The organism is Streptomyces sp. NPDC002896, from assembly GCF_040295225.1.
In the GTDB taxonomy this organism is placed as follows: domain Bacteria; phylum Actinomycetota; class Actinomycetes; order Streptomycetales; family Streptomycetaceae; genus Streptomyces.
Genome location: NZ_JBEOVA010000004.1, coordinates 13,910 through 39,153, shown reverse-complemented (window position 1 = coordinate 39,153; position 25,244 = coordinate 13,910). Strand labels below are relative to the sequence as shown.

Below are 25,244 nucleotides of genomic sequence, written 5' to 3'. Positions count from 1 at the left end.
TCCGACCGTGCTCGTCGGGCACCCTCGGCACCGTTGGCACCCGCGGCACGGTCGGCAGGCGTCGGCTGCTAGTCCAGACTCTCGGCCCAGTTCGCCGGTACCCGCCCCGCGGGGCCGGGTGCGGGCTGATCGGCAGGATGATTCTCGGGCGGAGCCAACTCCGGTCCCGACTCGTACATCTCGGAGGTCTCGTAGTTCCAGAACCAGCCTTCGCCCGGTTCGAAGCTGCGGATCACCGGGTGCCCGGTGGCCCGCGCATGGGCGGTCGCATGCTTCGACGGAGAGGAGTCGCAGCAGCCGATGTGGCCGCACTGCGCGCAGCGTCGCAGATGGAACCACCATCCACCGGCGGCGTCGCACTCGACGCATCCGGTGCCGCTCGGCGGGGCGAAGGGGTCGATTCCGTATGTGGTGCTCATGACGGCTCCTGTGGGGCGTCGGCGCCTGCGGCGGTCAGGGGCAGGCGGACCTGGAAGCGGGTGTCTCCAGGGACAGAGTGGACCCGGAGGTCTCCGTTGTGCTTGTTGACGACGATGCGCCAGGAGATATCCAGGCCGAGCCCGGTGCCCTCGCCCACCGGCTTGGTGGTGAAGAACGGGTCGAAGATGCGGGCGCGGATCTCCTCGGGCACGCCGGGGCCCGTGTCGCCGAACTCGACCAGGACATGGTCCCCTTCGAGTGCGGTGCGGACCGTCAGGGTCCCTTGGGCGTCGATGCCTGTGCTGTTCATCGCAGAGACCGCGTTGTCGATGAGGTTCGTCCACACCTGGTTGAGCTCGCCGGGGTAGGCCGGAATCTTCGGCAGGCTGCAGTCGTAGTTCTTGATGACGGTGATGTGGGGGCCGATCTTCCCGGAGAGCATCAGCAGGGTGCTGTCGAGGAGTTCGTGCACGTTGGCGACCTGGTAGGGCGCCCGGTCGAGCTGCGAGTACTGCTTGGCCGCGTTGACGAGATTGGAGACGCGGGTGGTCGAGTCCTCGATCTCGTTCATGAGGAGTTCGGTCTCGACGGTGTAGTTCAGCCACCGTACGGCGCCTTCGAGAGTGCCCTCGTCCACGGCTGCCGCGACCTGGTCCAGCCAGTCGGTGTCGAGGCCGCCCTGGACGAACGTCGGGGCGAGCTCCCATCCGCCCGCGATGCCTTGGTCGTCCAGCCAGTCGGCGATGGCGTCCTCCCGGTCGGAGGCTTCAAGCGGGCTGAGGGTGCTGGTCTTGGCGACCCGCTCGGCGGTGCGTTCCTGGACCTCGATGAGCGTTTCCAGGCTGGCGCGCTGATACGGACCCGCGGTGATGGCGCGGAGCTTCTGACGCATGTGGGCGACCCGCTCCCGCAGCGCCGACGTGGCCCGCACCGCCGCGGCGGCGGGGTTGTTCAGCTCATGGGTCAGGCCGGCGGAGAGCGAGCCGAGAGCGAGGAGCCGTTCTCGCTGGCCGATGGCCTCCTGGGAGTTCTTGGTGCCGAAGAAGAGCCCTTCCAGCAGGTGTACGGCCATCGGGAACCATTCGCGCATGATGGCGGCGAACGTGTCCGCGGGCAGCACGAAGAACCTCGAGGGCTCGGTGACGCGCATGGAGCTGTTGTAGAGCTGCGGCACCCGGTCGCCGAGGTATGCCTGGAAGGCTCCGGAGTACACGCCGCGGGTGGAGGTTCGGCCGGTCTCCACGTCGTAGGACTGGACACGGCGCGAGAGGACGACCGTGCCTTGGAGCAGTACGTAGAAGCAGGTGGCCGGGTCGCCTTCGGTGTATACGGGCCCGGGTTCGAACCGCTCCACGCGGCCTTCCCGGCACAGCCGCGCGAGCTGATCGGGAGCCAGTTTCTCGAACAGGAACAGGGAGCCGAGTTCCTCCGGGCTGCACGACAGCGGCTGCCCGTTCACGACTGCTCCAGATACCGGTGCACCAGCATGACGGCCATGGCTCCCTCTCCGACGGCGGAAGCGACGCGCTTGGCGGACTCGGCGCGTGCGTCGCCCGCCACGAACACGCCGGGGACGTTCGTCTCCAGGTGGTACGGCGGCCGGTCCAGCTCCCAGTCCGCCGGGGGATGCCCGTCGGGGGTCAGATCGGGGCCGGTCAGAATGAAGCCGCGGGAGTCCCTGAGCACCGTGCCGCCCAGCCAGTCCGTCAGCGGGGCCGCACCGATGAACACGAACAGCCACTGGGCGTCGACGAGTTCGGTGTGCCCGGTCGTAGTGTCGCGCAGGGTGAGCTGCTCCAGATGGTCCGAGCCGTGGGCGGCCTCGACGACCGTGGTGGTGCGCACCGAGATCGTGGGCGCGTCCACGACCTGCTGGATCAGGTAGTGCGACATCGAAGCGGACAGGGAGGACCCGCGTACCAGGATGGTGACCGATTTGGCGCCGCGGGCCAGATACATCGCGGCCTGCCCGGCGGAGTTCGCGCCGCCGACGATGTACACGTCGTGGCCCTGGCATGCGGGCGCCTCGGTCAGCGACGAGCCGTAGAAGACACCGCAGCCGGTCAGGTCGGCCACGCCGGGCGCGTCCAGCTGCCGGTACGTCACACCCGTCGCGAGGATCACGGAGTGCGCGGCGATCGCGGAGCCGTCCGAGAACCGTACGGTGCGCGCCGCGCCGTTGATCTCCAGCCCGGTGACCTGGCGCGCCGTCAGGATCTCCGCGCCGAACTTCGCCGCCTGGCGCCGGGCCCGGTCCGTGAGCTGCGCCCCGGACACTCCGTCCGGGAAGCCGAGGTAGTTCTCGATCCGGGAGCTCTGGCCCGCCTGGCCGCCGGTCGCCGAGCGCTCCACGAGGACGGTGCGAAGGCCCTCCGAAGCGCCGTACACGGCTGATCCCAGGCCGGCGGGCCCGCCGCCGATGATGACGAGGTCGTAGAAGTCGGCCGCCGGCGTCGTCGCGAGACCCACGCGCGTGGCGAGGTCCTGCTCATCGGGCGTGGTGAGCGGCGTGCCGTCCGGAGTGATCACGAGCGGAAGCTGCAGGTCGTCGGCGCCGGCGGCGGAGAGCAGCCGTCGGCCCTCCGGCTCGTCGGACGAGTACCAGCGGTACGGCACCTGGTTGCGGGCCAGGAACTCCCGCAGCTCCGACGAACGCGCCGACCAGCGGTGGCCGACGACCTTGGTGACGGGTACCGCCCGGTGTTCGGTGTGCCGCCAGGTCTCCAGCAGATCGTCCAGGACGGGGTAGAGCTTCTCCTCGGGCGGATCCCAGGGCTTGAGGAGGTAGTGATCGAGGTCGACGACGTTGATCGCGTCGATGGCCGCGTTGGTGTCCGCGTAGGCGGTCAGGAGCACGCGGCGGGCTTCCGGGTACACGTCGAGTGCCTGCTCCAGGAACTCGATGCCGTTCATCTGCGGCATGCGGTAGTCGGCCAGGATCACGGCCACGAGGTCGCCCCGCAGCTTGAGCTCACGAAGGGCGTCGAGCGCCGACTGCCCGGACTCGGCGCGCACGATGCGGTACGTCTCGCCGTAGCGTCGCCGCAGGTCACGGGCCACGGAGCGCGACACGCCAGGGTCGTCGTCCACGGTCAGGATGATGGTCCGGCTTGCGTCGGAGGCCTGTGCCATGCGTCTCCCACCCGGAGGTGATCGTCGTCGCGGCCTGACAGCCGCGGCGCCCGTGTGCGTCCGTACGAGTGACGTCCATCCTATGTTCGATCGCCCCGCTTCGCCGCGAATCGAGGGCGTACCTCCGTGAGGGCTCGGAACGGTTGCTCTGAGTGTTCTGGGTGTTTCGTGTTCTGGGGTGTTTCGTGCGGACTGTGCGGCGGCCAGCGACGCGGGGCAGGGTCACTTGCGCGCGCATCGGTGTGGTGAATCAATAATCCATCTCGTTCTTGACTTTCGGATGAATGAGCCAGAGGATTTCCGGGGTGACCCACTCCGTCCACGCGCCCGCCGGCCCCGGTCTCCCCGCCGACCTGGACGAGGCCGCCCACCGCTGTCTGGTCGCGGGTTTCGAGGGCACCACGACCGTCCCCGACACCCTGAAGCGGCTCGTCGACCGCGGGCTGGGTGGGGTCATCCTGTTCACGCGCAACGTGCGCGACGCGGAACAGGTTCGCCAACTCACCGATGCGCTGCGGGCGGTCCGCCCCGATCTGCTGGTGGGCATAGACAACGAGGGCGGCGGCATCGGCCACCTGGTGAGCGCGGGCGCGCCCGACGTCCCCGGCTCCTGGGCGCTCGGCGTCGCCGACGATCCCCGGCTCACCGCCCGCTGCGCCGACGCGCTGGCCGGACACCTGGCCTCGCTCGGCATCACCGCCTCCTACGCCCCTGTCGCCGACCTCCAGAATCATCCGGACAACCCGATCGTGCGCACCCGCTCCTTCGGCGCCGATCCAGAGTTGGTCTCTCGCCACCTGCGCGCCTGGATCGCCGCCACCGAGGCGCGCGGCATCGCCTCCTGCGCCAAGCACTTCCCCGGCCACGGCGGCACCACCACCGACAGCCACCACGAGACGGCCGTCGACCCACGGCCGTACGACGAACTCGACCTCGCCCCCTTCCGGGCAGCTGTCGCCGCGGGCGTGCCCATGCTGATGAGCGCCCACGTCGTCTTCCCGGCGCTGGACCCCGACCGCCCCGCCACCCTGAGCCCCCGCATTCTGAGCGGCCTGCTCCGTGACGAACTCGGTTTCGACGGCGTCCTGGTCAGCGACGCCCTGGAGATGAAGGCGATCGCCGACCGCTATGGCGAGGCCGCGGGCGCGCGGCTCGCACTGGCCGCGGGCGCCGACCAGGTCATCGTCGCCGTGCCGGATCTTCGGACCACCCTCGCCTGCCGCGACGCGGTGCTCGACGCGCTGGGCAGCGGTGAGTTGTCGGAGGAGCGCGTACGCGAGGCCGCCGGGCGGGTGCGGCGGCTGGCCGAGCGGTACGCGGCTCCGGCGGCCCACGTCCCCGGGTGGGATGGCGGAGCCGGGCTGGAGGCGGCGCGCCGGGCCGTACGGAGCCGCCTCGTGCCGGCGCCCGCGAGGGGTGCCCATGTCGTCGACCTGTTCCCGCCGCCGCACCCCGCGCTCAACTGGGGCGGCGAGGACCTGCTGACCGAGCTGCGTTCCGTGGACCCCACAGCCACCGGTACGGCGATCAAAGGGCACCCGGCCGACCCCGCGGGCCTCGTCGCCGCCGTCCTGCGCCGTGCCGAGGGCGTGCCCCTGGTCGTGGCCACGTACGACGCGGGGCTGCACCCCTGGCAGGCGGCGGTGCGGGACGCCCTGCTGGCCGCACGGCCGGACGCGGTACGCGTGTCCACCGGGATGCCGGAGGAGGGGGACGTCCTCTGCTCGTACGGACGCGGCCGCGTGAACCTGCGGGCCGTGGCGGAGGTGCTGGCCGGAGCGTGAACGCCGCGCCGGCACCCCGCCATACGCGCGGTCAGGACACTCGTACGACGTCCGCGATACCGCGTGCCGTCAGGTAGGCGGTGTCCTCAGCCTTTTCGGCCAGAACGACAGCCGGGCGGATGCCCTCCGCGCGCTGCCGCATCCAGGCCTCGAAGAAGCCGCCTCCCGGTCCGGACACGGACCGCGTGGCCGGCGTGCACTCCAGCACCAGAGCGGTGCTTCGGGGAGGCGCGGAGCAAGGCTTGGCGCGCAGTTCCGCGACGGTGTCGGCGAGGGCGCCCGCGATCGGCTTGGCGCGGCCGGCGGAGTCGAACAGGCCCAGCGTGTACTCGAGTTCGGGGTAGTCGGCCAGGGAGCGGTCCACGTCGTGGGAGCACCACCAGGTCACGCCCCACAGCCCCACGCACCCCGCGGCGTTCAGCAGGGTCGCGCGGGCGAACTCCGGGGCGTCGGCCGCGGGGATGTGCGGCTCGGGCGCTCCGGTCTCCTGGACCCAGACCGGCCGTCCCGGGTCGTGGGCGTACGCCTTGGCGAGCTCCACGCCGTACTCCGCGAGATGCAGCACTTGCGGGGAGCGGGGGCCGTAACGGCGGGCGCAGTCGCCCGAGAACACCCACGGGTGGACGGTGGTCAGGTCGCCCTTGCGGGCCGAGGCCTCGGGAGTGAACGGGTGGTCGTCGCCGTACCACGCGGCGTCATAGGCGGAGTGCGTGACCAGGCGGCCTCCGTCGAGGCCCTCCCGGGCGGCGGCGAGCAGCGTGTCGAGGTAGTGGTCCACTTCCTGCACTGTCACCGGGTTGTGCTCGACCAGATTGTTGAGCTCGTTGCCCAGCTGGAGTCCGATGAGGTTGGGGCGGCCGGCGAGGGCGCGGCCGAGCGTGCGCAGCAGATCCGCCTGCGCCTCGATGGCCTCGGGGTCGGTGAACACGTTGCGGTGGTGCCAGCTGCGGGTCCACTCCGGGTAGAAGTCGAAGCTGGACAGGTGGCCCTGCACGCCGTCCACGAGGACGTCGAGACCGGCCTCGGCCGCCAGGTCGACCAGGTGCACCAGCTGGTCGACTGCGGTGGTGCGGATGAGGGTGCGGTTGGGCTGGAGGAGCGGCCAGAGGTGGAAGACCCGGACGTGGTCGAGGCCGAGTCCGGCTATCTGTGCGAGGTCCTCACGGGCGTGCGCCGGGTCGAAGTCGTGCCAGGAGTGGAACCAGCCACGGCGCGGTGTGTAGTTGACGCCGAAGCGGAGCGGCGGCGGGGGCGGAACCGCAGTGGACGCAGCGGATGCAGTGGATGCGGTGGACGCTTGGGGAGTGCTGATGGGGTCCTCCTCGGAACCTGCGCGATCTCGCGCCCAGGACGCAGCCGCGTGCGCGACGGCGCGGCGGCACGCGACGGCCGTGACCGGTCGGGCCTTGTCTCCGGCGAATGTATCAACCACCATGGTCGCTGATGAACAATGAATTGAACCAGGATCGCAACATCGGGGACCTCGATGTCGGGGACTTCGTAGTCGGCCTGGACGCAGGCGGCACCCGCACGCGCGCCGTCCTGGCGTCCGCGCGCGACGGCCGTCCGCGGGGCGAGGGCACGGCGGGACCGGGCAACGCCCTGACCGTCCCGGTGCCCCAGCTCACCGACCACCTCGCCGAGGCCGTCGCCCAAGCCGTGCCGGAACGGCTGCGCGGCCGAGTGGTGGCCGTGGCGGGCGGATTCGCCGGCGCCTCGCGGACCGCCGCGGACGAGCCGGGCCGGCTCAGGGCGCACTCCGCCCTCTCCGCCGCGCTGCGACGGCTCGGCATTCCCGCCGCGTCGGTGGAGATCTGCAGCGACATCGAGGCGGCGTTCGCCTCCGCGCCCGGCCACCCCACCGACGGCCTTGCGTTGGTGGCCGGAACCGGTGCGGTCGCGGCCCGGATCACCGGGCGTGTGTGCACGGCGACCGCGGGCGGCGACGGCTGGCTACTCGGCGACGACGGCAGCGGCTTCTGGATCGGACGCGCCGCGGTCCGGGCGGCCCTGCGCATGGCGGACGGGCGCGGCGGGCCGACAGCGCTGGCCGTCTCGGTCGGGCGGGCGCTGGGCCTGCCGGGCGACGCCCTGCCGTACGACGCTGAAGGTGCCGCCCCCGAGTGGTCCCGCGCGCAGCGCGAGGCCTACCGCATGCACTTGCTGCCCGCCGTCATGGCGCAGCCCCCGGTCCACCTCGCCAGCCTGGCCCCGCTGGTGGCCGAGGCCGCCCGGGACGACAAGGACACCGTCGCCGAGGCGATCCTCGAGGAGGCGGCCGACCAACTTGCCCTCACCGTAAGCGCGTTGGAGCCACGTCCGGGCGAGCGGGTCGTCGCCACCGGAGGCCTGCTCGGCCCGGACGGCCCGCTGACCGCACCCCTCACCGCCCGTCTGCACCTCCTCGGCCTGACCCTGGACTGGGTTGCCGACGGCTCGCAGGGTGCTGTGGCGCTCGCCCGCCTGAGCATCTGAACGACCCGCGCGTACGAAACGACGTGCACGTACGAAAGGGACCGGCCGCATGCCGACTCCGCAACACGCGGCCGCCCAGGCCGAGCAGCAGACCCCCGACCGCAGCGGAGAGCAGAACCCCGGCCGCAGCGCAGACCACGAGCGCCCCCTCTACCGGGACCCCGACGCACCGGTGGACGCCCGTGTCCGCGACCTGCTCTCCCGGATGACCCTGCGGGAGAAGGCCGGACAGCTCAACCAGCGGATGTACGGCTGGGACGCCTACCGCCGCACCCCCGACGGCGGCTTCGAACTCACCGAGGCCCTGTATGCCGAGACCGAGCGCTTCGCCGGACTCGGTGCCCTCTACGGGCTGATGCGGGCCGATGCCTGGTCGGGCGTCGACCATTCCACCGGACCGTGCTCGGGGGACGGCGCGGCCCTCGCCGACCTCGTCCAACGCCATGTCGTCGAGCGCAGCCGGCTCGGCATCCCGGCGCTGTTCGTCGAGGAGGTGCCACACGGGCACATGGCACTCGACGCCACCGTCCTGCCCGTCAATCTGGCCGTCGGCGCCACCTGGGACCCCGAGCTGTACGAGCGAGCCGCCGCCCACGCCGCCGCCGAGCTGCGCGCCCGCGGCGGCCATGTCGCTCTCGTCTCCGCACTGGACATCGCCCGCGACCCGCGCTGGGGCCGCACCGAGGAGTGCTTCGGCGAGGACCCGCACCTGGCCGCCCGGCTCACCGAGGCGCTGGTACGCGGTATGCAGGGGGAGCAGAGCAGGGACGGGGACGGACTCTTCGCCGCCGACAAGGCTCCCGTGGTCCTCAAGCACTTCGCGGGCCAGGGCGCCACCGTCGGAGGCCGCAACTCCGCCGAGTCCGAACTCGGGCAGCGCGAGCTCCACGAGATCCACCTGCCCGCCGCCCGCGCCGGGATCCGCGCCGGAGCCGCCGCCGTCATGGCCGCGTACAACGAGGTCGACGGCCTGCCCTGCTCCGGCAACTGCGCCCTGCTCCACGAACTGCTCCGCCGCCGCTGGGGCTTTGCCGGCCTGGTGATGGCGGACGGCCTGGCTGTGGACCGGCTGGCCCGCATCACCGGCGACAAGGTCTCCGCCGGGGTCCTCGCGCTCAACGCCGGAGTCGACCTGAGCCTGTGGGACGAGGGCTTCACCCACCTTCAGGAGGCGGTCGAGCGGGGCCTGGTGAGCGAGGAGACCCTCGACGCCGCCGTGGCTCGCGTGCTGCGCCTGAAGTTCCGTCTCGGCCTGTTCGAAGAGCCGTATGCAGCGGACCGGTCGTACGCCGCGGACAGGCCGTATACCGCGAACGGGCCGTACACCGCGGACCGGCCGTACACCGTGGGCCGGCCGGTGCCGGACCCGGGCCGCGGACGTGACCTGAGCACCGCCCTCGCCCGCGCCGCCGTCACCCTCCTCCACAACGACAGCGGAGTCCTGCCCATACGACCGGGCGTCTCGCGCATCGCTGTCCTCGGCCCGCACGCCGCCACCACCGCCCACCAACTCGGCGACTACACGGCCCCGCAAAGGCCAGGCACGGGCTCCAGCGTGCTCGACGGACTGCGGCGACTGGCCCCGGAGAACGTCGACATCCGCCACGCCCGCGGCTGCGCCCTCACCGGGGACGACCGCTCGGGCATCCCCGAGGCGGTCGCCGTGGCTGCAGCCTCCGACCTGGCGGTCCTGGTGCTGGGCGGCAGCAGCGCCCGTACGCCCGGTACGGACTTCGCCGCCAACGGCGCCGCGCTGACCGCCGTCTCCGAGATGACCTGCGGTGAGGGCGCCGACCTCGCCGGACTACGGCTGGGCGCGGCCCAACACGCCCTGCTCGACGGCGTCACCGCCACCGGTACGCCCACCGTGGTCGTGCTGATTCAGGGCCGCCCGCACGCCGTGCCCGAGGCGGCGGACCGCGCCGCCGCGCTGCTCACGGCCTGGTACCCGGGCCCCTGGGGCGGCGAGGCGATCGCCCAGATCCTCCTCGGCCGCGCGGAACCGACCGGCCGCCTCCCCGTCTCCGTCCCGCGCTCGGCGACCCAGCTCCCCGTCTACTACAACCACAAGGACATCGAGTACGGCGCCTACGTGGACGCCAGCGCCGAGCCGCTCTACTCCTTCGGGCACGGGCTGTCGTACACGAGTTTCGCCTACGGCCGGCCGCGCCTGGCTCAGCGCACCGTCGAGGTCGACATCACCAACACGGGGCATCGCCACGGCCGCACCGTCGCCCAGCTCTACATCCGCCGCCTGCTGACCCCCGTGTGGCCGCGCACCCTCGAACTGCGTGCCTTCCAGGGCGTCGAGCTGGCGCCGGGAGAGCGCCGGGTGGTCACCTTCCACCTCGGCGCCGACCAACTCGCACAGGTCGGCGCCGACCTGGAGACGGCCGTGCTGCCCGGCACGCTGGAGATCCGTATCGCCGAGTCGGCGCGGGCTGCCCTCACCGCCGTACCCGTCGTGCTGCGGATCGACGGCTGAGCGGCGGTTGAGGGGCGGTGGACGGCGGTTGACGGTTGACGGCCGCCCTGCAGCCCGCCCGTCAGAACTTCACAGCCCCCGCCGAGACGCCCTTGTAGAACCACCGCTGCGTGATGACGAACAGCACCAGCACCGGGACGACGGAGATCACCGCACCCGCCATGACCATCCGCTGGTCGTAGCCGAACGAGGAGCTCTGCAGCCGCGACAGGCCCAGAGTCAGCGTGAAGTGGTTCTCCGAGCGCAGCACGATCAGGGGCCACAGGAAGTCGTCCCAGGCGCTGATGAAGGTGTTGATGGCGACCACGGAGATGGCCCCGTACGCCGACGGCAGGTACAGGTGCCGGAAGCGCTGCCACTCGTTGGCACCGTCGATCATCGCCGAGTCCTCGATCTCGCGCGGCACCGCGAGGAACGCACCGCGCATCAGCAGCACGTTGATCGCACCGACGAACCCGGGCAGCCACACGCCGACCAGGTTGTCGACCAGGCCCATGTCACGGATGCCCAGGAACAGCGACACCATGATCGACTCGAACGGGAACATCATCGAGGCGGCCAGCAGCACCCACACCAGCCGGCGGCCCTTCCAGCCCGGCTTGGAGAGCATGTAGCCCGCCGTGGTGGAGAACAGCAGCTGGCTGACGAGGGACAGCACCACCACGATCAGGCTGTTCCTGATGTACGTGGCCACCGGTACCTGCGAGAAGACCTCGCGGTACGCCCGCAGGGTCGGATGGTGCGGCAGCAGCGAGGCGCCTGCGCCGAAGACGTCCTCGCCGGTGCCCTTCAGCGAGGCGAGGAACTGCCACACCAGTGGCCCGACGGTGATCGCCAGCACGAACAGCAGCAGCAGGTACCGGACCACCAGTTCCCGGGGGCGGCCGTAGTCCCGCCAGCGCGGGCGCGCCCGGCCCGCGGCGGTGTTGAGAGTCGTCACGACTCGTCGTCCTCCTTCGTCAGGCGCTGTGCCAGCAGGGTCAGGCCCAGAGTCATCGCGAACAGCGCCACGCTGACAGCCGATCCGTATCCGGCGTTGCCGCTCAGCGGGTCCAGGCCCACGTCCCGGATGTAGAAGGGCAGGGTGCGGTCGGCGCCGCCGGGGCCACCGGTCGGGCCACCGAGCATGTAGATCTCGGTGAACACCCGCAGCGAGCCGATGCCGGTGAGCGTGCCGACCAGCATCATGGCTTGCCGTACCCCTGGCACGGTGATGTGCCAGAAGCGCCGGACGGCGCCCGCGCCGTCCATGGCCGCAGCCTCGTGGAGCTCCTGGGGGACGTTCCCGAGCGCGGCGAGGTAGAAGACCATGTACCAGCCGAGCCCCTTCCACAGTGTCAGGCCCATCGCGGACAGCAGGATGAGCCATGAGTCGGACAGGAACGGGATGGCCTGTCTGATCAGATGGGCCTTCTGCAGCCAGGTGTTGACGAGGCCGTCGTCGGTCAGCAGCCACTGCCAGCTCAGGCCCACGACCACGCTGGAGGCGAGCACCGGTGTGTAGAAGGCGGACCGGAAGAACCCGATGCCGGGCAGCTTCTTCTCCACCAGTACGGCGAGCAGCAGCGGCAGCAGCACCATCAGCGGCACCACGATCAGCGCGTACAGCAGGCTGTTGCGGGTCGCAAGCCAGAAATCGGAGTCGTCCAGCATCCGGGTGTAGTTGGACAACCCGACGAAGCCGGCCGCGCCGCCGAGCGGCTTGGCGTCGGTGAACGACAGCAGGACCGTGTTGAGGAAGGGGTACACGCCGAAGACCACCGCGCAGCCGATCGCGGGTGCGGTCCACAGCCAAGGCAGCCACCAACGGCGGTATATCGCCGCGCCGTTGGCGCCAGGAGAGGGACCGAGCCGCAGCATCCGGCCCAGCCGCCCGAACGGGCCAGGGCCCGTGCCCGGCGCGGCGGTGGTCTTCGCCGTTCCGGACACGGGCACCGGCTTTGCGGTCTGTGTCGCCACGATCAGCTGCCCTGCTTCAGCAGCTCGTTCGCCTTGGCCTGGGCGTCCTTCACCGCCTGTTCGGGGCTCTTCTTGCCCTGCATGGCCAGCTGCACCTGGGCCACGATGGCGTTCTGCGCGGCCGGCGAGAGGGTGATCTCGTAGGCGGTGGCCGTCTTGAGCTGCTCGGCGACCAACTTGCGGGCCTGCCCGAACGGGTCGTCACCGGTCGCGTTCTGGAAGAACGGGTCGTCCAGCGAGGCCGAGGTCGTCGGGAAGATCACCACGTTGGGGTCCTTGCACCAGGCGAGCTGGTTCTGCGCGTTGGTGAGGAACTTCGCGAACGCCAGCGCGGTGGGGGCGTTCTTGCTGGTCGAGGCGGCCGCGATGTACTGCGGGGCGCCGGTGGTGTGGCCGAGGGCGTCGAAGGGATACTGGCCGACACCGGTCTTGGCGTAGATCGACGGGCTGTTCTGCTTCACGAAGCGCACATAGCTCGGGTTCGTCGAGCCATAGGCGATCTTGCCCTGGGAGTACGGCGTCGACGCGTCGTTGTTCGAGGACAGCGAGTCCTTCGGCATCGCTCCCGCCTGGTAGAGCTTCTTCATCCAGGCGACCCACTCGGTGGTCTTCGGGTCGTCGGCGAAGGTGAAGGACTTGCCGTCGGAGGAGTACACCTTGATGTCCATCTGCTGCCAGTCGGCCGGTATCCGCCAGATCGGGTTGGCCACCGTCGCGTAGAACTTGCCCTTCCCTGCCTTGGCGACCTTCTCGTAGTCGGCGAACAGACCGAAGATGGTCGTCGGCGGCTTGGCCGGGTCGACCCCGGCCTTCTTCAGCAGGTCGGTGTTGTAGCTCAGCATGATGCCGCCGGTGTACCAGGGCAGCACGGAGTGCACCGAGGCACCCGAGGAGTCCGTCATGGTGCTGGACTTCCAGAACGCCGGGACGAAGGGCTTGCCGGCGTCGGGGTCCTTCTCGTCGAGGTTCAGCAGGTAACCGGCCTTGGTGAGGGACTTGGCGGTGACGACGTTGAGGTTGATGACGTCGGGCAGCGTGCAGGCCTGGGCGTCGGCGACGACGCGCTGGGTGAACGTGTTGTCGCCTGGGTCGTCGATCCACTTGACCGAGGTGCCGGGATGGGCCTTCTCGAAGGCCTTGATCACTCCGTTGAAGAAACCTCCGAAGTCTTTCTTCAGGTTGGTGGTCTGGAAGGTGATCTTGCCCTTGACGTCGCCGGAGAGCTTGCCGGAGCCGACGTTGCCCTTGTCCACCTTGCAGTTGCCCACCTTGGCGTCCCCGTCGCCGGAACCGTCGGAACCGCCCGACAGGCCGCAGCCCGCGGCCGTCAACGACAGGACGACGAGACAGGTCAGGGATCCGGTGAGTCTTCTCGAGCGCATAGCTGCCTCCTGCGACCAGTCGCTGCTGGTTCAAATCACCAACTTGGACTCCGATTGATGAAAAGGTGGACCAGAATTCATCGGAGGTCAATGGGTTGCCGTGTTGCGTTTAGGTTCCGGCCGACCTGCCGGTTCCCGTGCCGATCAGTGCCGGTGCTCGTGGTCAGGGTGTGACGGATCGCCGGGGTGCTCGTGCCCGGCGGCGTACACGACCCCGGTCCGGGCCCGGTCGAGCCAGTCGAAGAACGCCCGCTGGGCCGCCGCCCGCCGCAGTTCGCTCGCGATGCCCGCGCGGACGTGCTCGTACGGCAGGAAGTCCCCCGCTGTCGCCCCGCCGTAGGGATCGACACCGCGTCGCAGCGCCTCGCGCGTCAGGAAGCAGTCGCGGTTGCGGTCGTAGTAGTCCCGCACCGCCTCCTCGGGCACGTCCTGCTCGCCCTCCAGGTCGGCGAGCAGCGCCCGTGCGGCCGGGGAGTGGGCGAGCGCCGCCGCGACGATGCTGCCGAGGTCGGCGACATCGGTCGCGGCCACGGCGAGCACGCGGGACGGCGACACCTCGTCCGGGGGCGCCAGCCCCCGTTCGGCGCAGGCGCGGCGGGCGAGTTCGTCCGTGACGACCACCTGGGTCGCCCATCGCCTCCGCTGCCGTGCGGCGCGTGCGAGGGATTCGGGTCTGGTTTCGCGGTCGCGAACCGGGACCGCCGCCAGCAGCGCGTCGACCCGTTCCCTGGCCACTGCTTCGCCGTGCACCAACGCCGCATGCTCCGTCACGGCGTCACCTCCAGCGCGACCGCCTCCGTGTAGGCGACACAGCCGTGCCAGGCGACCTTCGCCATCAGCCAGTACGACCCTGGCGGCACCACCGCGCCGTCCACCTCGATCCCGCACTCCAGCCGCTCCCCGGCGCCCACCGTGAAGCCCTGGCAGCCCGGCGAGACCCCCGGCCAGGTGCCCCAGGACGACACGGCCCACAGCGTGCCGGCCACCGGACCGCGGGTGGTGTTGCACACGGTCACCGGAACCCGCACCCGATCGCCCCTGCGCACGGTGACCTTCTCGACTCTCAGCCGGGACACAAGCGTCGGTCCGGTACGTCCGTCCGGCTCGCCGTCCGGCACGGAACCCGGCACGTCGAGGGCGACGACGTCCTCGTATACCTGACCGCCGTACGACAGGCGGGCCGAGAGCCAGTGGCGGCCGGGTGTCGGGTCGGGCGGCGGCGTTACCGTGACCTCGGCGAGCATGAACCCGCCGGGGCCCAGTGCGTACGGGAGCCGGGCGGGCTCGGCGGACCAGCCGGACGGCACCTGGACGGTCACGGTGCCCGACACGGGGGCGTCGGTGAGCTCCGAGCCGACCCGGACGGTCGCGGTGACGGGGCCGGAGGCAGTGAGCGCGGTGGGGGAGACGTACACCGCGACGGGCATGTTGCCACGCGGGGCAGGGCCGGAGTTGTGGAGCCAATAGCGGGTGTGGACCGGCTGCGCGGGCTCGTGGGCGGCGATGCCGGGGCCCGGCGCGCTTGGGCCGTCGTCGGGTTCGGCGAGGAGGGTGGCCACCTCGAAGCCGGTGAGGTCAAGGCTGAGTCCGCCGTCCTCGTCGGGGGTGAGGGGCTCCCCAGGCGTCTCCAGTACGTCGGCGCGGGCGCCCTCCGTCCACTTCCGCGGCCCGTGCACGCGCGCCCGCACCGGCCGTCCGTTCACTTCGTGCATCCGGACGGCGACTTGGCACCCGGGATCCGCCGGTGCCCCGCTTCCCCGGGCGAGCGGTGAGCCGGCCGGCTTGAGCGCGTCGAGCAGCACCTCGCCCGCGGGCTCGAGTGCCAGCAGGGTCGCCCTCCTCGGCAGGACGGCGTCCTGGTCCTGCGACGACTGTCTGAGCCGTGCGGTGAGCGGGTGGTTGAACGCATGCCCGGCCTGAGGCAGCCGCAACTCCCGCCAGTCGCCCGTGCCCGCGACGACGGCGTACTCGAACGTATGGGACCAGCGCTGGAGTTGGAAGGCCGAGCCGTCGGGGGCCGTACGGCGCGGCGGGTCGACCCAGATGCCGGACGGCCAGCCGGTGCAGGAGCGCATCAGGGACATGTAGAGGTCGCCGGAGGCGGTGACCACGCAGCCGGGCGTGCCGCGGTTGAGCACGGCGAAGCTGCGCCCGTCCCAGGCGTCGCCCGGCGGAAGGGCCTCACCGCCGCCCGCTGCCGTGACCCGCATGGTCGCCGTCCCGTCCAGGTCGGCGATCAGCGCGTCGACCGCCTTCGCGTCGTCCTCGGGGCGGCCGCCCGCCACCACGAGCAGCGGCAGTCGTTCCAGGTCGCGCAGGTCGGCGCCGGGCACCCACTCCTCGCGCAGTGCGGCGCGCGGCGCGACCCAGACGGCCGCCACGCCGGTCTCGGCCAGCTGCCGGCGCAGCTCGCGCCCGGCGGCAGGGTCCCAGCCGAGCGCCTCGGCGACCAGGGAGTTGCGGTCGGGGGCGCCGACGGCGATGCGGATGTCGGGGAGGTTGGAGTCGACTTCGAGGTCGCCGTAGCGGGGGCCGCCGGCGACGGTCGAGGTCGCGGTGACGCCCGCGCGGACGAGGGCGGCCGCGAGCGGGGTGCCCAGTTCCCCGGCGTCGTCCCAGGAGGCGTACACGAGCTCGGCGACACCGATCGGACGGTGGCCGAGGAACGCCCCGGAGTCGTCGTGGACCGCGACCCGCGCGGTGGACCCCAGTCCGAACCACGTGTTCGCCGGGTTGTCCAGCGTCCACGGGAACCGCTCGCTGTCCACCTCCACGAACCCGAACCCGCGCCCGATCACGGCATCGGCAACCTCGTGCACCGGCAGCCCGCCTTGCACGTCGGACGGCCAGCGCACCCGGATGAGCCGGTCGGCACCGTCGTAGCCGTCGATGCTGGTGGACACGTCCAGGCGGTCGACGCCCTTCCACAGGGTCAGCCGCTGCGTGTAGCGAAAGAGGCCGAGGTCGCCGCGGACAGTGATCCGGGACCCCGCGGGGGAGCTCTCGACATCGATGTCGGCCCGGACGTCCCGGCTGCGGGCGGCGGTGGTGCCGGTCGGGGTGAGATGCCAGGGGCCCTCACCGAAGCGCGGGTGTCTGGGGTACTCCTCCTGTACGACCAGCTCATTGCCGATGTCGCCGTGGCGCAGCAGCTCCCGGCCGCCCTCTGCCAGCCCGCGCAGACTGCTCACCGCGCCGCCACGCGCAGAGTCGACCGTCACCTCGTAGAACTCGTTGCGGATGGTGGTGCCTTCGCCCTTGGACCACTCGGGCACAGAACCCTCGGCGACCGGGAGCGTCCTGAGCCCCATGCCGGGCACGTCCGGTACGACGACGCGGAGTTCGCCGTCCTCGCGCACGGCGGGCAGCGGGCGGCCGGTGCTGTCGTCGAGCGGGACGAGGTCCCCCGGATCGTCGACGGTGAGCACGTCCCGGCGGTCCCAGGTGGCGGAGTTGAAGACGACGAGGTCGGTGCCGCCGCCGGGCAGCGGGGTCACACGGTCGGCGAGGGCCTGGGTCGCGTCGGCGTGGACGGCCTCGGCGAGGTCGTACAGCTCCCGCCAGCCGGTGAGCAGGTCGATGTAGACCTGGTCCGACTCGGAGCCGGTGATGGCGTCGTGGTGGGCGCCGTAGATCAGCTGCCGCCAGGCCTTGTCGAGGGCCGCGTCCGGATACGGATGTCCCGTGACCAGCGAGGCCAGTGTCGCCCAGGCCTCGGCGTCGGCGAGCAGCGTCTCGCCGTACCGCTGGGCCTGCTTGGTGTCGATGTAGGAGACGTCCTTGCCGGTGTAGACGGGGTTCATGTCCCGCGTCTGCGGCGAGGCCTTGCGCCCTTCGGCCGCCAACTGCGCGCGCACGGCGGCGAAGAAGTCCCTCGGGACCGCGCTGATGAACCGCGGCCACACGTAACGGGCGTTCCAGTCGCGGTGGATGTCCATCACCCAGCGGCACGGCGGCGCGTAGTCCCCGCCGACCGGGAGCAGCACGTTGCGGGTGAGCGCCACCTGCTTGAGCCCCTTGAACAGCTTGAACGCCGCCGCCTCCGCCTCGGGCAGCGTGGGCGCGTTGTCGATGGCCCAGCCCGCGCCGTAGTGGTTGACCATGTACGCGGTCAGCAGTCCGCGCCCCGAGGGCGCGATCCAGCTGAACTCGGCCGGGAACTGCATCCGCGTGGGGTCCCTGGGCTCCTCGCCGAACACGGACAGCGTCGGTCCCCACTGGTGGAACGGCCCGCGCGCCCACGAACTGGAGCTGACCCCCGCGTCCGCCATCAGCCCGGGGAACTGCGGATCGTGCCCGAAGGCGTCCAGCTGCCAGGCGGTTTCCGGCGAGGCCCCCATGATCCGGCGCTGGAAGCCGTCGCCGTACAGGGCGTTGCGCACGGTGGCCTCGGCGCCGGTGAGGTTGGTGTTGGGCTCGTTGTAGGTGCCGCCCATGATCTCGACGCGGCCGGTGCGGATCAGCTCGCGCAGGAACGCGCGCTCCTCCGGGAAGGCGTCCCAGTACGGCTTGAGATAGTCGACCTCCGCGAGCACGAAGGTGTACGCCGGGTCGCGGCGTGCCAGGTCGCAGTGGGCGCGCACGAGGCTCATGCCGGACTGGCCGCGCGAGTCGAAGGTGCGGGCCGGCAGCCCGGTGGCGGCCGGGTCGTCGGCGACGTCCCAGGTCTCCGTGTACGCGGCCTGGGTGTTCCACCACACGGGGTCGTAGTGGAAGTGGCTGACCATGAACATCGTCCAGCCCGGCTCGGCCGCCGTGAACGCGGCGGTCCGCCGGGCCACTCCGGCCGGGTTGTTGGCGTCCTGGGCGGTGACGGTGACGTGAGTGCCCTCGCCGGGGGCGAGGTCGCTCGTCACGGGTATCTCGGCGCGTACGGTGCCGTCGTCGCCGGCGGTGGCGAGGGTCTCACCGGCACAGCGGACGCCCGGACCCTCGACGGTGATGCGGGCCGTCCGGCCAGGGATGTGGCTGATCTCGGCGACCACCACCTGGTGCAGCTGCTCCTCGGTACCGACGAAGAGCTCGGTCGACTCGACAGAGGTGACGCGCATGGGTCTCCTACGAGGGGCTCGGCGGGGCCCCATCGTGGCACCACAGGGATGGTTCAAACAACCATCTGGATGTTTCCTCGGTGGTTCATCCATGCATCTACGGCTGTGCCGGGCTTGTTGGCGCTGTGCACGACGTGCTCGTTGCGGCATGCGCGAGGGACATGCGAAAAGCCGCCCTGGCCGGGCGCCGGGGCGGCTTTGCGTGCGCGGAAACCGTGTGGTGCGGGACCTCAGCGACTGCGGCGGGACTTCACCGCGTGCTGCCCCGCGATGTGGTCGGTCAGTGCCAGCGAGGCGCTCGCGCGCTGGTAGGACAGCTGGGCGACCCGGACGTACAGGCAGTCGATGAGCACCAGCACGGAGTGCCGGGCGCCGATGCTGCCGGTGCGGAAGCTGGTCTCCGACGAGGAGGACAGGAGGCGGATGTCCGCGGCCCTGGCGAGCGGCGAGCGCGGGTCCGCGGTGATCGCCACGGTGGTGGCCCCGCGCTCCTTGGCGAGCTCGACCGGCTCGAGGGTCTCCCGGGTCGCCCCGGAGTGGGAGATGCCGATCGCCACGTCGGCCGGGGTGAGCAGGGCCGCGGAGGTGGCGGCGGCGTGCACCTCGGTCCACCCGCGGACCGCGCAGCCGATACGGAAGAGCCGGGTGTCCGTCTCCTGGGCCACCGCGCCGCTGCCGCCGACGCCGTAGACGTCGACGCGCCGGGCGCGGGCTATGGCCTGGGCCGCGCGTTCCACGGCGTCGAGGTCGATCCGGTCGATGGTCTGCTGCACCGCGCGCAGGTCGGCGGTGCCGACGACCTGGACGACCCGCTCGAGGCTGTCGTCGGGGGAGATGTCGGGGCCGATCTCGGCGGTGCCCCAGTCGGAGACCTCGCCGCGGCCGCGCTCCTGGGCCAGTTCGATCAGAAGGTGCTGGTAGGAGTCGAGGCCGATGGCGCGGCAGAAGCGGGTCACCGTGGCCTGGGAGGTGCCGGTGCGGCGGCCCAGCTCGGCGGCCGAGCAGTGGGTGACGGCGGCCGGATCCTCCAGGATCAGCTCGCCGACCTTCCGCAGGGAGCCGGCCAGGCGGGGCAGCTCGGTCCGGACCAGGGTGGTGACGTCCGTCGGGGGCATGGGGAGAAGGTATCAGCCACCGTTCGCACCACGATCTGAATACCAGGACCGAAGGAGAGGGCAACGCCCGCTCGTTGCCCGGCGCAGCGAATGTGTGATTTATTGATTCACTGATGGAGTCGCATGAGGTGGTTCAATCCACCAATAGCCCACCAGGTCCACAGTAGGGAGTGTCGCGTGACCGCAGAGTCCCCGAGCGCCAAGGGTTTCGCGCGTGAGAGCCTGGCCGTCCTCGACCGCATCACCGAGTCCGCCCGCGACGAGGTCGTCCACGCCGCCGAACTGATCGCGCAGTGTGTGCGGTCGGACGGCGTCATCCAGGCCTTCGGTACCGGCCACTCCCAGGCCATCGTTCTCGAACTCGCGGGCCGGGCAGGGGGGTTGGTGCCCACCAACCGGCTGAGCATCGCCGACCTCGTCCTCTACGGCGGCGACGAGCCGAGCGTCCTCGACGACCCCCTCCTGGAGCGAGAGTCCGGGGTGGCCGCCCGGCTCTACGACCTTGCCGCACCGAGCCCACAGGACCTGTTCGTCGTCATCTCCAACTCCGGCGTCAACAACGTGATCGTGGAGATGGCCCTGCACGCCAAGGAACACGGTCACAGCGTCCTGGCCATCACCTCGCTGGCCCACACCCGGGCCGTTCCCGCCGCCCACCCGAGCGGCAAGAAGCTCGCCGACCTCGCCGACGTCGTCCTGGACAACGCGGCACCACGTGGTGACGCCCTCCTCGAACTCCCCGGCGGCGGCTCGGTCTGCGCCCTGTCCACGCTCACCGGCGTGATGCTGGTTCAGATGACGGTCGCCGAGACGGCCTCCCTCCTCCTCGCCTCCGGCGAACGCCCGCCTGTCTACGTGTCGGCCAACGTGCCCGGCGGCTTCGAGAGCAACCTGGACCTGGAGAAGCGGTACGCCGGACGGATCCGCCGTCCCGCGAGCTGAGCCGCAATCGACTGTGGCCGCGGCCCGAGCCGGGCCCCGGCCTTCGTCGTCACTCCACCACCAGGTCAGCCCAACTTCCGGAACAGCCCCTCCTGCACGACGGACACGATCAGCTGGCCATCGAGGTTGTAGATGCGGCCCCGGGCGAGGCCGCGGCCGCCCGTCGCGATCGGGGACTCCTGGTCGTACAGGAACCACTCGTCGGCGCGGAACGGGCGGTGGAACCACATGGCGTGGTCCAGCGACGCCATGTCGAAGCTGCGCTGACCCCACAGCGGCTCCACGGGGAGCCGGACGGCGTCGAGGAGCGTCATGTCGCTCGCGTACGTGAGTGCGCAGGTGTGGACGAGCGGGTCGTCGCCCAGCGGGCTGACGGCGCGCATCCACACGGCGCTGCGCGGTTCGGCCTGCTCGACCTCCTCGGGGGTCCAGCGCAGCCGGTCCACGTAGCGGATGTCGAAGGGCTGCCGCCTGGCCATGCGCTCCAGGGACTCCGGCAGTGCACCCAGATGGCTGCGGATCTCGTCGGCGAGCGGCGGCAGCGACTCGGGGTCGGGAACCTTGCGGGCCGGCGGCAGCTGGTGTTCGAAGCTGCCTTCCTCGGGCTTGTGGAAGGAGGCCGTCAGATTGAAGATCGTGCGGCCCTGCTGCACGGCGGTGACCCGGCGGGTGGTGAAGGAACGCCCGTCACGGACCCGTTCGACCTGGTACACGATCGGCACGCCGGGGCGGCCCGGGCGCAGGAAGTACGCGTGCAGCGAGTGCACCGGGCGGTCGCCGTCCGTGGTGCGGCCCGCCGCGACCAGGGCCTGGCCGGCGACCTGGCCGCCGAAGACGCGCTGAAGGGACTCCTCCGGGCTGAGGCCGCGGAATATGTTGACCTCGATCTGTTCCAGGTCGAGCAGATCGACGAGCCGCTCCGCTGGGTTCGTCATGGGGTGTTGTCTCCTGTGCTTGACAGCGGAGGTGCGCTCGCACTCCGGCCGGGGTCTGTCTGCGGTGCGGCCCGGGACTACAGCTGGCCGACGTCGGTGACGCGGACGACGGCGCGGCCCTCCGCGTCGGAGGCCGCAAGGTCGATCTCGGCGCTGATGCCCCAGTCGTGATCGCCGTTCGGGTCGGCGAAGGTCTGGCGCACGCGCCAGAGCCCGTTCTCCGGTTCCTCCTCGATCATCAGCAGTTTGGGCCCGCGTGCGTCGGGACCGGTGCCGAGGTCGTCGTACTCGTCCCAGTACTTGTCCATGGCCTCGCCCCACGCGTCCGCGTCCCAGCCGGACTCCCCGTCCAGCTCGCCCAGTTCCTCGACGTCGTCGAGGGCGGCGAGCTCGACCCGGCGGAACATGGCGTTGCGCACGAGCACGCGGAACGCTCGCGCGTTGGCGGTGACCGGCTTGACCTGGTCGGCCTTCTCCTGGGCCTCCTCGGCCGTGACCTCCTCGGGGTTGGCGAGCTGCTCCCACTCGTCGAGGAGGCTGGAGTCGACCTGGCGGACCATCTCGCCCAGCCAGGCGACCAGGTCCTGGAGGTCCTCCGACTTCAGGTCGTCCGGGATCGTGTGGTCGAGGGTCTTGTAGGCGCTTGCGAGATAGCGCAGCACGATGCCCTCGGTCCGCGCGAGCTCGTAGAGGGACACGAACTCCGTGAACGACAGTGCCCGTTCGTACATGTCACGGATCACGGACTTCGGCGACAGCGGATGGTCACCGACCCACGGATGGCTCTTGCGGTATGTGTTGTAGGCCTGGAAGAGCAGTTCCTCCAGCGGCTTCGGATACGAGACGTCCTGGAGTCGCTCCATGCGCTCCTCGTACTCGACGCCGTCCGCCTTCATCGCGGCCACGGCCTCGCCACGCGCCTTGTTCTGCTGGGCCGCGAGGATCTGTCGTGGGTCGTCGAGCGTGGACTCGACGACGGACACCATGTCGAGGGCGTAGGAGGGGGATTCGGGGTCGAGGAGTTCGAACGCCGCGAGCGCGAAGGTCGACAGGGGCTGGTTGAGCGCGAAGTCCTGCTGCAGATCCACCGTCAGGCGCACGATGCGGCCTTCGGCGTCCGGCTGGTCGAGCTTCTCGACGATGCCGCCGTCCAGCAGCGAACGGTAGATCGCGATGGCGCGGCGGATGTGCCTGAGCTGCTGCTTGCGCGGCTCGTGATTGTCCTCGAGGAGACTGCGCATCGCCTTGAAGGCGTTGCCCGGCCGGGCGATCACGGACAGCAGCATCGTGTGCGTGACCCGGAAGCGCGAGGTCAGTGGCTCCGGCTCGGAGGCGATCAGCTTCTCGAACGTGCTCTCCGCCCAGCCGACGAACCCCTCGGGGGCCTTCTTGCGGACGACCTTGCGGCGCTTCTTCGCGTCGTCGCCCGCCTTGGCCAGGGCCTTCTCGTTGTCGATGACGTGCTCGGGCGCCTGGGCCACGACGAAGCCCGCGGTGTCGAAGCCGGCCCGCCCGGCACGCCCGGCGATCTGGTGGAACTCCCGGGCACGCAGCACCCGCACGCGACTGCCGTCGTACTTGGTGAGGGCGGTGAACAGCACGGTGCGAATGGGGACGTTGACGCCGACGCCGAGCGTGTCCGTACCGCAGATGACCTTCAGCAGACCTGCCTGCGCCAGCTTCTCCACAAGGCGCCGGTATTTCGGCAGCATGCCCGCGTGGTGCACGCCGATCCCGTGCCGTACATAACGGGACAGGTTCCGGCCGAACTTGGTGGTGAAGCGGAAGTTGCCGATCAACTCGGCGATCTGGTCCTTCTCCTCACGCGTGCACATGTTGATGCTCATCAGCGCCTGCGCCCGCTCCACGGCCTGGGCCTGCGTGAAGTGCACGATGTAGACGGGAGCCTGCTTGGTCTCGAGCAGCTCGGTCAGCGTCTCCGTGAGGGGCGTCAGCCGGTACTCGTACGAGAGCGGGACGGGACGGGTCGCCGAGCGGACGACCGACGTCGGGCGGCCGGTGCGGCGCGTGAGGTCCTTCTCGAACATCGAGACGTCGCCGAGCGTCGCCGACATCAGGATGAACTGCGCCTGGGGGAGTTCGAGGATGGGGATCTGCCAGGCCCAGCCGCGATCGCCCTCCGCGTAGAAGTGGAACTCGTCCATCACGACCTGGCCGACGTCCGCGTCCTTGCCGTCGCGCAGCGCTATGGACGCGAGCACCTCGGCCGTGCAGCAGATCACAGGCGCGTCGGCGTTGACGGAGGCGTCGCCGGTCAGCATGCCCACGTTCTCCGTGCCGAAGAGCTTGCAGAGCTCGAAGAACTTCTCCGAGACCAGGGCCTTGATCGGGGCCGTGTAGAAGGTGACCTCGTCGCGCGCGAGAGCCGCGAAGTGGGCGCCCGCGGCGATCATGCTCTTGCCGGATCCGGTCGGCGTGGACACGATCACGTTCGCACCCGAGACGACCTCGATCAGCGCCTCTTCCTGGTGCGGATAGAGCGTGAGGCCGCGTTCCCCGGCCCACGACTCGAAGGCTTCGTAGAGGGCGTCGGGGTCGGCGGTCTGCGGCAGCTGATCGATGAGGGTCACGCCCCCATCTTGCCTGCCTTCCCGCTCGATGCGGGAATCGGTCGCTCGTACGAAGATCGCAAACGCTACGCTGTGGCGCCAACAATGCGTCAGCGTGCGCGGACAACTCACCGCGCGGGCAAGAGGAACGGGGCGGGATGCAGCCATGATGGGACCGGCACATTCACTGTCAGGGGCTGCGGCCTGGCTGGGGGTGGGCGCCGCGGCGGCCGCCGCGGGGCACACGATGCCCTGGCCGGTCCTGCTCGCCGGAGCGCTGATCTGCGCGGGCGCCGCGCTCGCGCCCGATCTGGATCACAAGGCGGCCACCATTTCGCGGGCCTTCGGCCCCCTCTCGCGGTGGTTGTGCGAGATCGTCGACAAGCTGTCGTACGCCGTCTACAAGGGGACGCGGAAGCCGGGCGACCCCCGTCGCTCCGGCGGGCACCGCACGCTGACGCACACCTGGCTGTGGGCGGTGCTGATAGGCGGAGGCACCTCGGCCCTGGCGATCACGGGAGGCCGCTGGGCGGTCCTCGTGATCCTCTTCGTGCACCTGGTGCTGGCCATCGAGGGCCTGCTGTGGCGGGCCACCCGGGGTTCGAGCGCCGATGTGCTGGTATGGCTGCTCGCGGCGACCAGCGCCTGGATCCTCGCCGGAGTCCTGGACAAGCCGGGCAACGGCGCGGACTGGCTGTTCACCGCGCCGGGCCAGGAGTACCTGTGGCTGGGCCTGCCGATCGTGCTGGGCGCGCTGGTGCACGACATCGGGGACGCCCTGACGGTTTCCGGCTGCCCGATCCTGTGGCCGATACCCATAGGCCGCAAGCGCTGGTACCCGGTGGGCCCGCCCGGACCGATGCGGTTCCGCGCGGGCAGCTGGGTCGAGCTGAGGGTGCTCATGCCGGCGTTCATGGTGCTCGGCGGAGTGGGCTGCGCGGCCGCGCTGAACGTCATCTGAGTCAGCTCGACGTAAACCTCAGTCATCCGAACG

Annotated in this window: 17 protein-coding genes; 5 read left to right on the top strand and 12 right to left on the bottom strand. The window is 70.9% G+C overall.

What is annotated here, in order from left to right; translation table 11 throughout:
* Window positions 1-68: 68 nt before the first annotated feature.
* The 3 genes from ABT009_RS07220 to ABT009_RS07210 are packed head-to-tail and all read right to left on the bottom strand — an operon-like array spanning window position 69 to window position 3,552.
* The gene (locus ABT009_RS07220) at window positions 69-419 is read right to left on the bottom strand and encodes a UBP-type zinc finger domain-containing protein (protein ID WP_351290524.1); all 351 of its coding nucleotides are present in this window, start codon (window positions 417-419) and stop codon (window positions 69-71) included.
* Entirely contained in the window at window positions 416-1,879 is a 1,464-nt protein-coding gene (locus tag ABT009_RS07215) for an ATP-binding protein (RefSeq protein WP_351290522.1), read from the bottom strand. Before ABT009_RS07215 ends, ABT009_RS07220 begins: the two co-directional genes overlap by 4 nt.
* Complete coding sequence (locus ABT009_RS07210) at window positions 1,876-3,552, bottom strand: NAD(P)/FAD-dependent oxidoreductase (protein ID WP_351290520.1); 1,677 nt, start codon at window positions 3,550-3,552, stop codon at window positions 1,876-1,878. Before ABT009_RS07210 ends, ABT009_RS07215 begins: the two co-directional genes overlap by 4 nt.
* A gap of 305 nt (window positions 3,553-3,857) precedes the next feature.
* Between ABT009_RS07210 and ABT009_RS07205 the strand changes: the two genes are divergently transcribed.
* On the top strand, window positions 3,858-5,336 hold the full coding sequence (locus tag ABT009_RS07205) for a glycoside hydrolase family 3 N-terminal domain-containing protein (RefSeq protein WP_351290518.1): 1,479 nt from the start codon (window positions 3,858-3,860) through the stop codon (window positions 5,334-5,336).
* Between the two features lie 31 nt (window positions 5,337-5,367).
* Here ABT009_RS07205 and ABT009_RS07200 read toward each other — a convergent pair whose 3' ends face one another.
* Entirely contained in the window at window positions 5,368-6,771 is a 1,404-nt protein-coding gene (locus ABT009_RS07200; protein WP_351290516.1) for a glycoside hydrolase 5 family protein, read from the bottom strand.
* Between the two features lie 8 nt (window positions 6,772-6,779).
* On the opposite strand from ABT009_RS07200, the gene ABT009_RS07195 reads away from it, so the two are divergent.
* Together ABT009_RS07195 and ABT009_RS07190 are read left to right on the top strand one after the other, a co-directional pair.
* Window positions 6,780-7,811 carry an N-acetylglucosamine kinase gene (locus ABT009_RS07195; RefSeq protein WP_351290514.1) on the top strand — a complete coding sequence of 344 codons (1,032 nt, stop codon included), beginning with the start codon at window positions 6,780-6,782 and terminating at the stop codon, window positions 7,809-7,811.
* 205 nt (window positions 7,812-8,016) lie between these two features.
* A complete protein-coding gene (locus tag ABT009_RS07190) occupies window positions 8,017-10,296 on the top strand; it encodes a glycoside hydrolase family 3 N-terminal domain-containing protein (RefSeq protein WP_351291298.1) in 2,280 nt (759 codons plus the stop codon).
* A 61-nt stretch (window positions 10,297-10,357) separates the two neighbouring features.
* Here the strand turns inward: ABT009_RS07190 and ABT009_RS07185 are convergent, their stop codons facing one another.
* The 6 genes from ABT009_RS07185 to ABT009_RS07160 form a co-directional block, all read right to left on the bottom strand.
* Window positions 10,358-11,236 carry a carbohydrate ABC transporter permease gene (locus tag ABT009_RS07185; RefSeq protein ID WP_351290512.1) on the bottom strand — a complete coding sequence of 293 codons (879 nt, stop codon included), beginning with the start codon at window positions 11,234-11,236 and terminating at the stop codon, window positions 10,358-10,360.
* Window positions 11,233-12,258 carry a carbohydrate ABC transporter permease gene (locus tag ABT009_RS07180; protein WP_351291296.1) on the bottom strand — a complete coding sequence of 342 codons (1,026 nt, stop codon included), beginning with the start codon at window positions 12,256-12,258 and terminating at the stop codon, window positions 11,233-11,235. The genes ABT009_RS07185 and ABT009_RS07180 overlap by 4 nt, the downstream gene beginning before the upstream one ends.
* A complete protein-coding gene (locus tag ABT009_RS07175; RefSeq protein ID WP_351290510.1) occupies window positions 12,258-13,637 on the bottom strand; it encodes an extracellular solute-binding protein in 1,380 nt (459 codons plus the stop codon). Before ABT009_RS07175 ends, ABT009_RS07180 begins: the two co-directional genes overlap by 1 nt.
* A 144-nt stretch (window positions 13,638-13,781) precedes the next feature.
* Window positions 13,782-14,408, bottom strand: a complete 627-nt coding sequence (locus tag ABT009_RS07170) for a peptidyl-prolyl cis-trans isomerase (RefSeq protein WP_351290508.1) — start codon at window positions 14,406-14,408, stop codon at window positions 13,782-13,784.
* On the bottom strand, window positions 14,405-18,688 hold the full coding sequence (locus tag ABT009_RS07165; RefSeq protein WP_351290506.1) for a glycoside hydrolase family 38 N-terminal domain-containing protein: 4,284 nt from the start codon (window positions 18,686-18,688) through the stop codon (window positions 14,405-14,407). The genes ABT009_RS07170 and ABT009_RS07165 overlap by 4 nt, the downstream gene beginning before the upstream one ends.
* A 230-nt stretch (window positions 18,689-18,918) precedes the next feature.
* Entirely contained in the window at window positions 18,919-19,803 is an 885-nt protein-coding gene (locus ABT009_RS07160; protein WP_351290504.1) for a MurR/RpiR family transcriptional regulator, read from the bottom strand.
* Between the two features lie 177 nt (window positions 19,804-19,980).
* Here ABT009_RS07160 and ABT009_RS07155 point away from each other — a divergent pair, with 177 nt between their 5' ends.
* Window positions 19,981-20,745, top strand: coding sequence for a sugar isomerase domain-containing protein (locus ABT009_RS07155; RefSeq protein ID WP_351290502.1), 765 nt, complete (start codon window positions 19,981-19,983; stop codon window positions 20,743-20,745).
* A gap of 65 nt (window positions 20,746-20,810) precedes the next feature.
* Here the strand turns inward: ABT009_RS07155 and ABT009_RS07150 are convergent, their stop codons facing one another.
* Window positions 20,811-21,680: an acyl-CoA thioesterase gene (locus ABT009_RS07150; protein ID WP_351290500.1), complete on the bottom strand. Its 870-nt coding sequence runs from the start codon at window positions 21,678-21,680 to the stop codon at window positions 20,811-20,813.
* Window positions 21,681-21,757: 77 nt separating this feature from the next.
* Complete coding sequence (locus tag ABT009_RS07145; RefSeq protein ID WP_351290498.1) at window positions 21,758-24,271, bottom strand: DEAD/DEAH box helicase; 2,514 nt, start codon at window positions 24,269-24,271, stop codon at window positions 21,758-21,760.
* A 145-nt stretch (window positions 24,272-24,416) separates the two neighbouring features.
* Here ABT009_RS07145 and ABT009_RS07140 point away from each other — a divergent pair, with 145 nt between their 5' ends.
* The gene (locus ABT009_RS07140; protein ID WP_351290496.1) at window positions 24,417-25,211 is read left to right on the top strand and encodes a metal-dependent hydrolase; all 795 of its coding nucleotides are present in this window, start codon (window positions 24,417-24,419) and stop codon (window positions 25,209-25,211) included.
* Window positions 25,212-25,244: the final 33 nt, after the last annotated feature.

Coding starts and splice junctions, on each gene's coding strand:
- ABT009_RS07220 (WP_351290524.1), bottom strand. CDS start 419: ATGAGCACCACATACGGAATCGACCCCTTCGCCCCGCCGAGCGGCACC.
- ABT009_RS07210 (WP_351290520.1), bottom strand. CDS start 3,552: ATGGCACAGGCCTCCGACGCAAGCCGGACCATCATCCTGACCGTGGAC.
- ABT009_RS07200 (WP_351290516.1), bottom strand. CDS start 6,771: ATGGTGGTTGATACATTCGCCGGAGACAAGGCCCGACCGGTCACGGCC.
- ABT009_RS07195 (WP_351290514.1), top strand. CDS start 6,780: ATGAACAATGAATTGAACCAGGATCGCAACATCGGGGACCTCGATGTC.
- ABT009_RS07190 (WP_351291298.1), top strand. CDS start 8,017: ATGACCCTGCGGGAGAAGGCCGGACAGCTCAACCAGCGGATGTACGGC.
- ABT009_RS07175 (WP_351290510.1), bottom strand. CDS start 13,637: ATGCGCTCGAGAAGACTCACCGGATCCCTGACCTGTCTCGTCGTCCTG.
- ABT009_RS07165 (WP_351290506.1), bottom strand. CDS start 18,688: ATGCGCGTCACCTCTGTCGAGTCGACCGAGCTCTTCGTCGGTACCGAG.
- ABT009_RS07160 (WP_351290504.1), bottom strand. CDS start 19,803: ATGCCCCCGACGGACGTCACCACCCTGGTCCGGACCGAGCTGCCCCGC.
- ABT009_RS07150 (WP_351290500.1), bottom strand. CDS start 21,680: ATGACGAACCCAGCGGAGCGGCTCGTCGATCTGCTCGACCTGGAACAG.
- ABT009_RS07140 (WP_351290496.1), top strand. CDS start 24,417: ATGATGGGACCGGCACATTCACTGTCAGGGGCTGCGGCCTGGCTGGGG.